General features: G+C 68.4%; 12 protein-coding genes. 3 read left to right on the top strand and 9 right to left on the bottom strand.

The features are described from left to right. Nucleotides 1-49: 49 nt before the first annotated feature. Together ACRY_RS10925 and ACRY_RS10920 are read right to left on the bottom strand one after the other, a co-directional pair. Nucleotides 50-1,783 carry a hypothetical protein gene (locus tag ACRY_RS10925; protein ID WP_011942427.1) on the bottom strand — a complete coding sequence of 578 codons (1,734 nt, stop codon included), beginning with the start codon at nucleotides 1,781-1,783 and terminating at the stop codon, nucleotides 50-52. Between the two features lie 224 nt (nucleotides 1,784-2,007). Continuing rightward, nucleotides 2,008-2,409 (bottom strand): GFA family protein, encoded by a 402-nt coding sequence (locus ACRY_RS10920; protein ID WP_011942426.1) that lies wholly within the window; start codon nucleotides 2,407-2,409, stop codon nucleotides 2,008-2,010. Between the two features lie 193 nt (nucleotides 2,410-2,602). Between ACRY_RS10920 and ACRY_RS10915 the strand changes: the two genes are divergently transcribed. Both ACRY_RS10915 and ACRY_RS19705 read left to right on the top strand, forming a co-directional pair. Then, nucleotides 2,603-4,378, top strand: coding sequence for a PAS domain-containing methyl-accepting chemotaxis protein (locus ACRY_RS10915; protein ID WP_011942425.1), 1,776 nt, complete (start codon nucleotides 2,603-2,605; stop codon nucleotides 4,376-4,378). Nucleotides 4,379-4,495: 117 nt separating this feature from the next. Further along, nucleotides 4,496-5,125 carry a hypothetical protein gene (locus ACRY_RS19705; RefSeq protein WP_155856365.1) on the top strand — a complete coding sequence of 210 codons (630 nt, stop codon included), beginning with the start codon at nucleotides 4,496-4,498 and terminating at the stop codon, nucleotides 5,123-5,125. Here the strand turns inward: ACRY_RS19705 and tsf are convergent. Together tsf and rpsB are read right to left on the bottom strand one after the other, a co-directional pair. Then, a complete protein-coding gene (tsf, locus tag ACRY_RS10910; protein WP_007422559.1) occupies nucleotides 5,052-5,957 on the bottom strand; it encodes a translation elongation factor Ts in 906 nt (301 codons plus the stop codon). The genes ACRY_RS19705 and tsf overlap by 74 nt on opposite strands. A 72-nt stretch (nucleotides 5,958-6,029) precedes the next feature. Next, nucleotides 6,030-6,800, bottom strand: coding sequence for a 30S ribosomal protein S2 (rpsB, locus tag ACRY_RS10905; protein WP_011942424.1), 771 nt, complete (start codon nucleotides 6,798-6,800; stop codon nucleotides 6,030-6,032). A 201-nt stretch (nucleotides 6,801-7,001) separates the two neighbouring features. Here rpsB and hemW point away from each other — a divergent pair, with 201 nt between their 5' ends. Then, a complete protein-coding gene (gene hemW, locus ACRY_RS10900; RefSeq protein WP_011942423.1) occupies nucleotides 7,002-8,150 on the top strand; it encodes a radical SAM family heme chaperone HemW in 1,149 nt (382 codons plus the stop codon). Nucleotides 8,151-8,257: 107 nt separating this feature from the next. Here the strand turns inward: hemW and ACRY_RS10895 are convergent, their stop codons facing one another. The 5 genes from ACRY_RS10895 to ACRY_RS10875 form a co-directional block, all read right to left on the bottom strand. After that, complete coding sequence (locus ACRY_RS10895) at nucleotides 8,258-9,007, bottom strand: SDR family NAD(P)-dependent oxidoreductase (protein ID WP_011942422.1); 750 nt, start codon at nucleotides 9,005-9,007, stop codon at nucleotides 8,258-8,260. A 27-nt stretch (nucleotides 9,008-9,034) separates the two neighbouring features. Beyond that, the gene (locus ACRY_RS10890) at nucleotides 9,035-10,873 is read right to left on the bottom strand and encodes a TRAP transporter large permease subunit (RefSeq protein ID WP_043509158.1); all 1,839 of its coding nucleotides are present in this window, start codon (nucleotides 10,871-10,873) and stop codon (nucleotides 9,035-9,037) included. 13 nt (nucleotides 10,874-10,886) lie between these two features. Continuing rightward, on the bottom strand, nucleotides 10,887-11,891 hold the full coding sequence (locus ACRY_RS10885; RefSeq protein WP_007423815.1) for a TRAP transporter substrate-binding protein: 1,005 nt from the start codon (nucleotides 11,889-11,891) through the stop codon (nucleotides 10,887-10,889). A gap of 88 nt (nucleotides 11,892-11,979) precedes the next feature. Next, on the bottom strand, nucleotides 11,980-12,786 hold the full coding sequence (locus ACRY_RS10880) for an HpcH/HpaI aldolase/citrate lyase family protein (protein WP_011942420.1): 807 nt from the start codon (nucleotides 12,784-12,786) through the stop codon (nucleotides 11,980-11,982). Between the two features lie 143 nt (nucleotides 12,787-12,929). Next, the gene (locus ACRY_RS10875) at nucleotides 12,930-13,796 is read right to left on the bottom strand and encodes an FkbM family methyltransferase (protein ID WP_011942419.1); all 867 of its coding nucleotides are present in this window, start codon (nucleotides 13,794-13,796) and stop codon (nucleotides 12,930-12,932) included. Between the last annotated feature and the right edge of the window lie 30 nt (nucleotides 13,797-13,826).

Genomic DNA, 13,826 nt, shown 5'->3' with positions numbered 1-13,826 from the left:
TTCTTTTTGAAAAAAGAAGCAAAAACTTTTGCTCCTTTTGACGTGTGGATTACTCGTCGCGCTTGGCAAGCCCCGACACCACGGCGACGAGGATCAGGCCGGCCATCCAGCCGAACAGCGTCTCGAACCACACCGCGAACTGTGCAATCCGCCCGCCCCAAGTCCCCGTCTCCGGCCGCCACGTCCCCTCCTGCCCCAGATTGCCCACCGGCAGCAGCACGTTCAGCGAATAGGCCAGCGGATAGAACTGCGGATACTCAAGCCTTATTGCCTTGCAATCCGTCCACCGAACATGCGCCGGCAACCCGCACCTTTCGCCATACCGTGAAAACAATGCCTGTGTGGACGGCACGAAAGCGCCATCCCATCGCGCCGCGGCGAAATAGCCACCACCAAAGACTAGCCAGACAACCGTGGCAATCATCAACAGCCTGAGCGGCCGGTATCCATACCCGACCAGCGCGCCATACCCGATATGCAGCAGCCGCGCCGTCTTTCCATAAACCGAACCGCCGACCGCACGCAGCGCCTGACCCACCGAAATCTCGGGCACCTGCCCGATCAGCCCGCACTCCCGCTTGCGCTGTTCGAAAGCAATCCCGACTTCCCGCGCCGCCTCGTAATGCCCCATCTCCCGCAGCACCTTGCGAAGCTGCTGCCAGGGCTGCGGCCGGAATTCCGCTCCTTTGCCATCTTTGCCACTATCGGCCTCGGATTGCTTGTCGAGCCAGCCAATTCGCATCTTTGCGTCAGTCGGCGCTTCTCCACTGATCGTGTTGTAAACAAAACCGTCGAGCATGACCCCTTTTGCCCACGTTTTTGAGTCGTCGACGAGGCGGGAGACCGTCGCGCTGCTCAGATCGATCATCCCCGCCTCGATCGTAATTTTGTCAATTAACAATGCACCATCGACGTGGGCTCCCTGCATGACGATGGCTTTTTGATTGTCCTTGGTTTCATCTTGCTTGCCCCGAAATGTCCCCCTGCGACAAACGAGATTTCCCCCGATTTTTGCTCCGAGCAGCCGCACCTCGCCGGTCGCCTTGAATGTATCGTTCATGAACACATCGCCCGCGACATCGATTCGATCGGCGCTTAGGGCCTTTTGATTCTTGTTGTTGAACGTACCGCCGGAGCACGCGAAATCGCCGCCAATTTTCGCTCCGAGCAGCCGCACGTCGCCGGTCGCCTTGAATGTATCGTCCATGAACACATCGCCCGCGACAACGATTCCATCGGCGCTAATTGCATCGCCATCCTCATTCCGGAACGTACCGCCGGAACACTCGAAATTACAGCCGATTTTCGCCCCGAGCAGCCTTACTTCACCAGCCGTGACAAACTTGCTTGTCAAAAACAGTGAGCTGTCGCAGGTCAGACGATCACCTAGCAAACCCGGTATCTTGCTGCCGCTCAAAGTGAGCGAACCCCTGATCCGCGAATCACGGAAAACCGGCGCGGCCTCAAATGCGGACTCAACCAGATAAAGCCCACCCTTGGTCTCCACCCCGTCCAGATCGAACGCGCCCTCGACCCACGCGCCCTGAAGCTGCACACCTGTCTCATGCACGGGCGCGTCCTCGTCCCCGCCTAGCGCCAGAAACCGGATGAACGCGCCGCGCACCTTGTTGGCGTCGTTGACACTCTCCGGCCGCACGTTGCCGAAATCCGCCACATCTCCCGCCGCCGCACAGGCCAGCAATTTTCGCTCCGCCGTGCTGAGTTCCCCAAACTCCACCAGCGTGCGTCCTTTTGGTCGCTTCGCGCCCTGAGCATCCGTCATCTTGGCCCACCCGTTAACAACCGGTTCCGACTATCGCACCCAAACGAAATCGAAATAAAGCCCCGAAGCGGAATCGCGCCACCGTGCCCGCGCCGTATGGTCGCCCGCTTAGCCCTCGGGACCGGCACCGCCCCTCGCGCCGATCGCACGCTCCGGACCCGCATCCATCCTCGGGCAGCCGGCCAGCAGGGCTCAGTCGGCGTTCGGGCCCTCGGGATCGCCGTTTAAGGCCACCGCCAATGCTTCGGCAACTCCCCAATCCCCGCCATCCATGACGGCGCTTCCGCCATCTGGATCGCCTCGGTCGGGGGCAGAATCTCGGGGTCGTCGAACGTGCCCGTCTGCACGTCCACGCTCCCCGGAAACAGTTTTTTGCTCCGGTAGAACAGCCCTGCGCCGCATCTCGGGCAGAACGAGCGCTCCACGTCGCCGGAGGAGCGATAGACCGCGACCTCGCCGCTGACCCGGAGCAAACCCTCGTCCACCACCGCCCAGCCCACCACCGGCGCCCCCGCGCAGCGCCGGCAATCGGCGCAGAAACACAGCGAATGCCGCCGGGGCCGCCCGCCGATCGCATACCGCACCGCCCCGCAATGGCACCCGCCCGCAATCTCCATCGCCTCCATCGAACCACCCTCCGGCGTCGTCACCCCGCAACCCTAACCCGCCCGCCGCCCGACCCGAAGCGGAATCGCGCCACCATGTCCGCGCCGTATGGCAGGCGGCGAAAAAACACGGACTGGCGCAAGAACCTGTTAAGAAAACCGGCATAGACCCGCAACAAACAAGAACAGACCAAGTCAACACGGAGTCCGATACATGACGATTGGCAATATGCGTCAAATTTTAGATAATTCTCGAACATTCGACGCACTTGGGGACTCCTTCGGCATCATCAGCTTTGCCCCCGACGGTACGATTACTGATGCCAACGACAATTTTCTTCAGTTGATGGGCTACCGCATCGGCGAAATCGCCGGCCGCCATCACCGCATCTTTCTCTCCGCCGAGGAACGCGATGCCGCCGCCTACGGCGAGTTCTGGCAGCGCCTGCGCGGCGGCGCCTTCTGCTCCGGCGAGTTCCGCCGCATCGCCAAGTCCGGCGGCGATGTCTGGCTCCGCGCCTCCTACGTCCCCGTCCGCAACCGCGCCGGCAAGGTCGCGAAGGTGGTCAAGGTCGCCCTCGACATCACCGCCGAGAAACGGGCCGCCGCCGAAAACCAGAGCATCCTCAACGCCATCGAGCGCTCCCAGGCCGTCATCAAGTTCGCGCTCGACGGCACCATCCTCGAAGCCAATGACAATTTCCTCCACCTCATGGGCTACGCGCGCGACGAGGTCGTGGGCCGCCAGCACAGCCTCTTCGCGATCGATGGCTACGCCGCCAGCCGCGAATACCAGGCCTTCTGGGAGCGCCTGCGCCAGGGCGAATTCCTCTCCGCCGAGTTCGAGCGCGTCGCCAAGGGCGGCCGCCACGTCTGGCTCCAGGCCACCTACAACCCGGTCTACGACGCCGAGGGCAAGGTCACGAAGGTCGTCAAGTTCGCGGTCGACCTCACCGAACGCATGGCCGAGGTGAACGTCGTCGGCGACGCCCTCGAACGCGTCTCCGAAGGCGATCTCACCGCCTCCGTCGACCGCCAGCTGATCCCCTCGCTCGACAAGCTCCGCATCGACTTCAACACCGCCGCCAGCCGCCTCGCCGAAAGCGTCAACGGCGTCCGCCAGAGCACCGACGAAATCAATCTCGGCGTCGCCGAAATCGCCGAAGCCGCCGAGGATCTCGCCCGCCGCACCGAACAGCAGGCCTCCACCCTGGAGGAAACCTCCTCCGTGCTCGACAGCGTCACCACCGGCATCCGCCGCACCGCCGACAACGCCTCCAAGGCCGCCAGCGCCGTCGACGCCACCAACAACGCCGCGCGCAAGTCCCACGCCATCGTCGGCGAGGCCGTGGTCGCCATGAACCGCATCGAAACCTCCGCCCGCGAAATCGACCAGATCATCGGCCTGATCGACGAAATGGCCTTCCAGACCAACCTCCTCGCCCTCAACGCCGGGGTCGAGGCCGCCCGCGCCGGCGATGCCGGGCGCGGCTTCGCCGTCGTCGCCTCCGAGGTCCGCGCCCTCGCGCACCGCTCCGCCGATGCCGCCAAATCCATCAAGCTGCTCATCGCCCGCTCCTCCGAACAGGTCGGCAACGGCGTCCGCCTCGTCGGCGAAACCGGCACGGCACTGGATACCATCCTCGGCCACGTCACCGACCTGCACGGCCTCGTCGGCGAAATCGCCACCGCCGCCGCCGAACAGGCCGGCAGCCTCGCCGAAATCAACGCCGCCACCGGCCAGATGAACCAGGCCGTCCAGCAGAACGCCGCCATGGTCGAACAGACCTCCGCCGCCACCCACTCCCTGCGCGAGGAAATCAGCCGCCTCGCCGGCCGCGTCTCCGGCTTCCGCACCGCCCACGCCGCACCCGCCTACGCGGCACCCGCCCACGCGGCACCTGCCCACGCGGCACCGACAGCATCCGCCCCCATCGCCCCGGCCCGCACCCCGCCGCGCCGCGCGCGCCGCGTCGCCGAACCCGCCTGACCCGACAGGCCCGATCCCGCCCGGCCGGGGCCGGGGGCAGGGCAGGGCGGGGGGAGCAAGGCGGAGCGGAGCAAAAACGCTTGCCCATCCCCCGGCCTTCATGGTCCATACTGGTCCATGACCGCGTGCAGCCCCGCAACCCCGGCCGAGCGTCTCGCCCGCATCCTTGACGGGTTGTATTGCGTCGTCGCGGCCGAGGGCCTCGCCCGCGGCCTCGCCGGGCCGTTCATCATCCTCGTCTGCGCCCGCCTGCGGTTTTTCGCGGCCCGCTTCGCCGCCCATCTCGCATCCCGCCCGCGTCCGCGCCGCGTCGCGCCGTCCACGCCCCGCCCCCGCGCGCGTAAAACCCTGCCGCGCCGCTACGCCTGGCTGCTGAACCTCCTGCCCGGCGCGGCCGCCGCCCGCGCCCAGCTCCGCGCGCTCCTCGCCGAACCCGACATGCGGGCGGCCATCGAATCCCGCCCGGCCACCGGCCGCGCCCTGCGCCCGCTCTGCCACACGCTCGGCATTCCGTTGCCGCCGGCGCTCCACCGCCCGCGCCGCCCGAGGCCCCGACCGCCGGCGGCCGAACCCGCACCGCCCCAAAACGAAAACGGCGGCGCGAACCTCGCACCGCCGTCTCCAGGCATTTTCGCCCGCCCCGCGTCACCGCGCGGCGGAGCGGATCAAGATATCAGCCGCCCGCCGCCGCCGCGACCTCCGCCGCGAAGTCGGTGGCTTCCTTCTCGATTCCCTCGCCGAGGGTGAACCGCACGAAACGGGTCAGGGTCGCCCCGGCGCTCTGGACGATCTTCTGCACCTTGCTTTCGCCGTCGTGCACCCAGGTCTGCTCCAGCAGCACCACGTCCTCGTAGAACTTCTTCACCCGGCCCTCGACCATCTTCTCGATGATCGCTTCCGGCTTGCCGGAGGCGCGCGCCTGCTCGGCCAGCACCGCCTTCTCGCGCTCCAGCGCCGACGGATCGACATCGGCGATGCTCAGCGCATCCGGCCGCGTCGCCGCGACATGCATGCCGATCTGCCGCCCCAGCGTGCTCAGCGCCTCGTCGGCCTTGCCTTCCAGCGCCACCAGCACGCCGATCTTGCCGAGCCCCGGCTTCAGCGCGCCATGCACGTATGACGCGGCAACGCCGTCCTTCACCTCGACCACCGCGGCCCGCCGGATCGACATGTTCTCGCCGACCGTCGCCACCAGGCTCACCAGCTCGTCCGCGACGCTGTGCGACTTGCCCGGAAAGGCCGCCGCCTTCAGCGCCTCGACATCCTCGCCCACGGTGAGCGCCAGCTTCGCCACCGTCTCGACGAAATTCTGGAACGCCTCGTTCCGCGCCACGAAGTCGGTCTCGGCATTCACCTCGACCATCGACGCCCTGTTGCCCTCATGGGCGACACCGACAAGCCCTTCCGCCGCGGTCCGCCCCGACTTCTTCGCCGCCGCGGCAAGACCCTTCTTGCGTAGCCAGTCGACCGCGGCTTCCATGTCGCCGTCGGTCTCGACCAGCGCCTTCTTGCAATCCATCATGCCCGCGCCGGTCTTCTCACGCAGATCCTTGACCATCGCGCCGGTGATATCGGCCATGGGAGTTCTCCTCAGAAAATGAATACGGCCGGACCCGCCAGGGGCGGGTCCGGAATTCGTCCCGCGTGCGGCTCAGGCGTGCGCTTCGGCGTCCTCGTCCACCGCCTCGGCCGGCAGTTCTTCCAGCGCGCCGATATCCGCGCCGGAAGCCGCCATCTCGGCGCTGATCCCGTCGAGCACCGCGTTCGCGACCAGGTCGCAATACAGCGTGATCGCGCGGATCGCGTCGTCATTGCCGGGGATCGGATAGGTGACACCCTCGGGGTTCGAGTTCGAGTCGAGCACCGCGACGACCGGAATGCCGAGCTTGTTGGCTTCCTCGACCGCGAGCTTCTCCTTGTTCGTGTCGATGATGAACAGGATGTCCGGCAGGCCGCCCATTTCCTTGATGCCGCCCAGCGCGCGGTCGAGCTTGTCGCGCTCGCGCATGAGGTTCAGCATTTCCTTCTTGGTCAGGCCCTGGCCATCGCCGGCCAGCGTCTCTTCCATCTGCCGCAGCTTGCGGATCGAGTTGGTGATGGTCTTCCAGTTGGTCAGCATGCCGCCGAGCCAGCGGTGATTGACGTAATACTGGCCGCAGCGCTTCGCCGCATACGCCACGTGCTCGGCCGCCGCCCGCTTGGTGCCGACGAACAGCACGCGCCCGCCGCCGGCGGTGACGTTGCGGATCTCGCGCAGCGCGCGCTCGAGCATCGGCACGGTCTGCTGCAGGTCGATGATGTGGACCTGGTTGCGCACGCCGAACAGGAACGGCGCCATGCGCGGGTTCCAGCGGCGGGTGTTGTGGCCGAAATGCACGCCGGCTTCGAGCAGCTGGCGCAGGGAGACGTCTGGCATCGCCATGATCTGGTATCCTTGTCTGGGGCCGCCGGGCAGGCGGCCATCCGGTTGAACCTCCACGAAGCCGAGCCTTGCGGCACCGGAACCAGCGCGCTGGATAAGGCGCTTCGTGTGCGAATTATCGGCAACTTCGCCCGAAGGCGTGCCGATCGGGGCGATATGGCCCAGATCGGCCTCCGGCGCAAGACGTGCTAGACGCCGGGCATGACGCCGCTCGCCCTTTATATCCACTGGCCGTTCTGCAAGGCCAAATGCCCCTATTGCGACTTCAACTCCCATGTCCGCGAGCGGATCCCGGAGCGGCGGATCGTCGCCGCACTCCTCGCCGAACTCGACTTCGAGGCCGCCCGCCTCGGTCCGCGCCGGCTGACCTCGATCTTCTTCGGCGGCGGCACGCCGAGCCTGATGGCGCCCGAAGGCGTCTCGGCACTGATCGCGCGGGCCTGCCGCCTGTTCGCGCCGGCGCCCGATCTCGAGATCACGCTCGAAGCCAACCCCACCAGCATCGAGGCCGGGCGGTTCCGCGCCTATCGCGAGGCCGGGGTCAACCGCGTCTCGATCGGCGTGCAGAGCCTGAACGACGACGCGCTGCGCTTTCTCGGCCGCGAGCATGGCGCGGCCGAGGCGATGGCCGCGGTGGAACTCGGCCGGGCCATCTTCCCGCGCCTGTCCTTCGACCTGATCTATGCCCGGCCGGGCCAGACGCTCGCCGCCTGGCGCGCCGAACTCGGCGCCGCCCTCGCCGTCGGGCTCGATCATCTCTCGCTCTACCAGCTCACCATCGAGCCCGGCACGCGATTCGCCACCGCCCATGCCCGCGGCGATTTCGCGCTCCCCGAGGATGACGATGCCGCGGCACTTTACGACGCCACCGCCGAGGAGGCGGCGCGCTTTGGCCTCGGCCCCTACGAGATTTCGAACTACGCGAAGCCGGGCGAGGAGTCGCGCCACAACCTCGCCTACTGGCGCTACCGCGACTATGCTGGCATCGGCGCCGGCGCGCATGGGCGGATCAGCCTGGGCGGCACCCTGCTCGCGACCCGGCGGCACCGCGCGCCGGAGGAATGGGCCGCCCGGGTCGAGGCGGCGGGGCATGGCAGCACCGAGGAAATCGAGATCGGCGCGGACGAGCGCGCCCGCGAGGCGCTGCTGATGGGGCTGCGGCTGGCCGAGGGGATCGACAGGGACGCCTACGCGGCGCGGACCGGGCGCGATCTCATGGACATGCTCGACCCCGATGTGACGGCGCAGGCGATCGAGGCGGGCTATCTCGACGTCACGCCGGCGCGGGTGAGCGCGACCTATGAAGGCCGCAAGCGGCTCGACTCGCTACTGGCGGCGCTGCTCGGCTAGAGCATCATCCGATCAGATGGAGTCATCTGATCGAATAAAGATGCTTTAATTATCAATATTATAGAGCACTACATCCGATCCGGATGGATCGGAAAGTGCTCCAAGGCCTACTGCGGCCGGCGCTGCACGCCGGTGCCGAGGAAGCCGCCATCGACCGCGAGCACGTGGCCGGTGACATAGCCGGCATCCTCCGAGCAGAGGAAGGCGGCGGCGCCGGCGATTTCCTCCGGCGTCGCGTAGCGGCGCATCGGCACGGCGTCGGTCCAGATCCGGCGGATCTCGGCGTCGTGCATGCGCGCGACCAGCGGCGTGTCCACCGGGCCGGGGGCGATCACGTTCACCCGCACGCCGGCGGTGGCGAGTTCCACCGCCATGACCTGGCTCATGATCACCACGCCGCCCTTCGAGGCGCCGTAGGCGGTGCGGCCGACATTGCCGCGCATGCCCGACACGCTGGCGATGTTGACGATCGCGCCGCCGCCCTGCGCGACCATCGCCCGCGCCGCCGCCTGCGCGACCAGGAACGTGCCGCGCAGGTTGATCGCGATGATGCGGTCGAACAGTTCGGGGGTGGTTTCCAGCAGCGGCACGTCATGGCCGATGCCGGCCGCCTGGACGAGGATATCGACCCGGCCATGGGTGGCGCGGGTGGTCTCGACGAGTTCGGTGGCGCTCGCCGGATCGGCGACGTCCACCCGCAGCGGGGCGATGGGGGGCGCGGCGTCGAGCGTTGCCGCGTCGGTCGCGATATCCGCGGCGATCACCTTCGCGCCCTCGGCGGCGAGGCGGGCGGCGATGGCGGCGCCGATGCCGGACAGCCCGCCGGTGACGATGGCGATCTTGTTGTCGAATCTCATGGCTTGTCTCCGGTCGGGGCGAGTCTGTCAGTGGGGGAGCAGGACCGTGGTGATCGCCGGGACGAAGGCGACGATCAGCAGGCCGATCAGCAGCGCGGCAAGATAGGGCACGATGCGGCGCATGCCGGCGGCAGGGTCGATCCGCCCGATCGCGCAGGCGGCGTAGTAGCCGACGCCGAAGGGCGGGGCGAACAGGCCGATCCCCATCGCGAGGATCACCACGATCGCGTAGTGCACCTCGTTGATGCCGGCCTGGCTCGCCACCGGGAACAGCAGCGGGCCGAACAGCACCATCGCGGGGATGCCCTCGAGAACGCTGCCGAGCACGATGAAGACCACGATGGACGCGAGCAGGAAGCCGTCGCGCCCGCCGGGCACCGCCTGCATCGCCGCCCCCAGCGACATCGCGAAGCCGGACTGGGTGAGCGCCCAGGACATGCAGCTCGCGGTGCCGATGATGAACAGGATCGCGCCGGAGAGCGATGCGCTGTCCACCAGCATCGGCCAGAGGCGGCGCCAGTCGAACTGGCGGTAGACGAGCAGGCCGACCAGGGCCGAATAGAAAATGCCGATGGTGGACACCTCGGTCGCGGTGGCGATGCCGTCGGCGACGGCGAAGCGGATCAGGAAGGGGACGACCAGCGCCGGCAGGGCGATGACGAAATTCCGCGCCATGATCCGGACGGGCGCGCGCGGCGCGGCACCGTGGCCATCGCGCCCCGCGTTCCGCCGCGCGATGATGCCGAGCACGATCGCCAGCACGAGCGCCGGCAGCATGCCGCCGGCGAAGAGGGCGGCGATCGAGACGCTGGTGACCGAGCCGATGATGATCAGCACCAGGCTGGGCGGGATCGTCTCGCTCATCGCGCCGGAGGCGGCGAGCAGCGAGACCAGCTCGCCCTCCGGCACGCCGCGGCGCTTCATCTCGGGGAACAGCACCGGGGCGACCGCCGCCATGTCCGCCGCCTTGGCGCCGGAAATGCCGGAGACGATATACATCGCGCCGAGCAGGACATAGCTGAGCCCGCCGCGGAAATGGCCGAACAGGGCGGCCAGGCTGTCGACCATCGCGCGGGCCATGCCGGTCATCTCGATCAGCGTGCCGAGGAAGACGAAGAGCGGCACCGCGAGCAGGATCAGCGAACTCATGCCCTCCTGCATCTTGCCGACCATGATCGAGAGCGGAATGCCGCCGGCATCGGCGAGATAGGCGAAGGTGGCGAGGCCGAAGGCGAAGCCGATCGGCACGCCGGCGGCAACGCCCGCGCCGAGCAGCAGCACGAAGAAGACGACGAGCGACCAGTTGCCGATATCGTCGAACCAGGGGGCGAGGACGGACAGCGCGAGGCCGGCGGCGGCGAGGCCGATCGCGGCGAGCAGCAGGTCGCGCAGGCGGTGCGCCGGGAGCTGGACCAGCGCGGTCAGCACGATCAGCCCGAAGCCAGCCGGCAGGGCGGCGGTGCGCAGGCTGCCGGGCAGGCCCAGCGCCGGCGTGTGGATCGCGCCCTGCTGGGCGGCGAAGCCGATCGCGTCCGGCAGGAGCAGCAGCGCGAAGCCGGCCATCGCCGCCAGCGCGAAGGCCTCGGCGAAGGCGCGGGTCGAGGGGCCGAGACGGGCGACGAGCGCCGTCATGCGCATGTGGCCGCCACGGCGCAGCGCGATGACCGTGCCGAACATGGCAAGCCAGAGGAACAGGAGTTCTTCCAGCTCCTCCGACCAGACCATCGCGATGCCGCAGGCGCGCGCCAGGATGCTTGCGCCGAGCAGCAGCACCTCGGCGGCGAGCAGCAGGGCCGCCGCCGCCTCGACCGCGCGGGCGAGCGCGCGGTCGGCACGGGCGAGCGCGCCGGGGCGGGGCGGCGTCATCGCAAGGCGGTCGTCAGGCGAGCTTGCCGACCGCGGCTTCCAGCGTGCTCCACGCCTCGTCGCCGAAGCGCTTCTTCCACTCGGCATAGAAGCCGGCCTTCTGCAGGGCGGCGCGGAAGGGCGCGGCATTCGTGTCGTTGAACTTCAGGCCCTGGCCTGAGAGCTTGCCGCGCAGGGAATCGTTGAGCTTCGCGACGTCGGCGCGCTCCTTCACCGCGGCGCCGTTGATCTCGTCCTCGACGATGGCGCGCAGCTTCGGCGGCAGCTTCTCGAACGCCTTCGGGTTGGCGAGGAACCAGAACCCGTCCCACATGTGGTTGGTCATCGAGCAGTATTTCTGCACCTCGTAGAGCTTCGCCGTCTCGATCACCGCGAGCGGGTTTTCCTGCGCGTCGACGAGATGGGTCTGCAGGGCGGAGTAGACCTCGTTGAAATTGATCGAGGTCGGCACCGCGCCGAAATCCTTGAACAGCGAGGTCCAGAGCGCGGCGACCGGCACGCGGATCTTGAGCCCCTTGAAATCGGCCGGCTGCATGATCGGGTGGGTGCCGGTGGTGGTCTGGCGGAAGCCGTTGTCAAAGATCCGGTCGAAGGCGGTGAGGCCATGCGCGGCGATGCGGCCGCGGATATGGGCGCCGAGCTTGCCGTCCATCGCCGACCAGACCTGATGGTAGTCCTTGAAGGCGAAGCCGACGCCGGAAATCGCCGCGTCGGGCACCAGGGTCGACAGGATCAGGCCGGAGAGGGTGAAGAACTGCACGGCACCGCTGCGCAGCTGGCTGAGCGTTTCGGTATCCGAGCCGAGCGCGCTGTTCGGGAACAGCATGATGCGCAGCTGGCCGCCGCTGCGGTGCTCGATGTTGCGGATCGCCTCGGAGAGGCGGACGTTGAGCGGATGGGTCGCCGGCAGGTTGGTGGCCAGCCGGTAGCGCAGCACCGCCGCCTCGGCGCGGCCGCCGATGGTGAACAGGGGCAGGGCGGCGGCCGAAAGCCCGAGCTGGCGTCGCGTGATGGTCATGGTCAGGTTTCCTCCCGTTTTGCTGCGCCGGTTGTAAATTAAACGCGATCGTTTGCAACGGAAATGAACGCCGTGGCGGCGGCGGCCGTCACGGCGTCGGGATGCCGGCGCGGCGGGCGATCTGGCGGGCGCGGGCGCGGACCGGGGCGTCGACCATGGCGCCGTCGACCGCCTCGGCGCCATCGGGCCCGGCGGCGAGAATCCGCTGCGCCCAGGCGAGTTCCGCCGCCGACGGGCGGAAGCCCTGCCGGGCCGGCGCGATCTGGCGCGGGTGGATGCAGAGCTTGCCGCCGAAGCCGAGGCTGGCGGCGTGGCGGGCGTCGTCCTCGATCGCGGCTTCATCGTCGATCGCGGTGGTGACGCCGTCGATCGGCGGCGGCAGGGCGGCGAGGCGGGCGGCGAGCACGAGTTCCGCGCGGGCGTGGAGCAGGGCCTCGCGCGTGTGCGCGGCGCCGAGATCGGCGCAGAAATCGATCGAGCCGAACGCAAGCCGCGCAACCCCGGCGGCGGCGAGGCGGCGCGCCTCGGCGAGGCCGCGCGCGGTCTCGATCAGGGCGATGACCGGAGGGCCGCCGGCGGCTTGCGAAACCGCGGCGATCCGCTCCGGCGCTTCCGCCTTGGGCAGCACGATCCCGGCAAGGGGCAGGCGCGCGGCGCAGGCGAGATCCTCCGCGTGCCAGGGCGTGCCGGCGGCGTTCACCCGCAGGAAGATCTCGATCCCGCCGGGCAGCGCGCCCGGGGCGGCGAGGGCGGCGCGGGCGGCGGACTTCGCCGCGGGGGCGACCGCGTCCTCGAGGTCGATGATGATGGAATCGGCGCCGGAGGCGGCGGCCCTGGCGAAGCGTTCCGGCCGGTCCGCCGGGACGAAGAGCAGGGCGAGACCGCCGGCGCTCATGCGGGCGATCCGGCGCGCGGGGCGGGTGGGGTGCAGGGGCGGAAGGCGGGCAAGCGGCGTCTCCGGTTCGGCTGGATGCCGCAGGTTAGAGAGCCGGCGCGCGGGGTCAATGCGTCGCGCCGGGGAATGCGGCGGGAGCGGCGTCAGATGGCCATCGCCGTCTGGTCCGGCCGCGCCGGCACCGAGGGATCGAGTTCGGCATCGGTCATGTTGGTGAAGTAGTGGTCAGGGTAGATGGTGTTGAGCCGGCGCAGGCCGAGGCGGGCGATTTCGGCCAGCGAGACGTCGTTCTGGGCCTCGTAGATCTCGACCTGCATGATGACCCTGTTGTTGCGCAACGTCCGCTCCATGCCTTTGAGGACGCGCGCCTCGTGGCCTTCGACATCGATCTTCATCACGATGACCGCGCCGGTTGCCTGGAGCGCGGCATCGATGGTGGTCGCGGGCGCCGGGTAGGAGTCGGCGCCGCTGGCGAGGATGCCGACGCCGGCGCGGTTGCCGTCCGGATGCGTCCGGCTGTCGCTGAAGCGGATGGTGCCGGTTGTATCGGTCACGGCGATGTTGGCGGCGGTGATCGCGTGCGTCGCGTCGTTCAGCAGCAGGTTGGCCTGCAGCTGGGCGAAGTTGTCGCGGTCGGCCTCGAAGGCGTGGATCCGGTCGAACAGGCCGGTGCGCAGGGCGAGGAGCGAATAGAGGCCGAAATAGGCACCCACATCGACGAACATCATGGAACCGATGCGCCCGGCGCGGCGGGCGAGGTGGAAGAGATAGTCGAGCTGCTCGCGCTCCCATGCATCGCTGTCGATCAGGGCGCGGTCGACGATCGAGCCGCGGTCGAGCAGGAGCGTGAGGCCCTGGCGGTCGTGGATATCGAATTTCGACCGGTGCCGGGGGGCCGCTTTCGGCACGCCCATCGCGGCCTCGATGGATGAAATCTTGTCGCTGATGTTCAGCAGCGCCGAATAGGCGCGGATCGTCTGACGCAGGGGGGTGAAGGTCCTGATCGACATCGCGAGGGTCCCGGATGGTGTCGCGGGACG

Origin of the sequence: Acidiphilium cryptum JF-5 (genome assembly GCF_000016725.1) — a bacterium.
Lineage (GTDB): Bacteria > Pseudomonadota > Alphaproteobacteria > Acetobacterales > Acetobacteraceae > Acidiphilium > Acidiphilium multivorum.
This window is presented reverse-complemented; position numbering and strand designations above follow the sequence as displayed.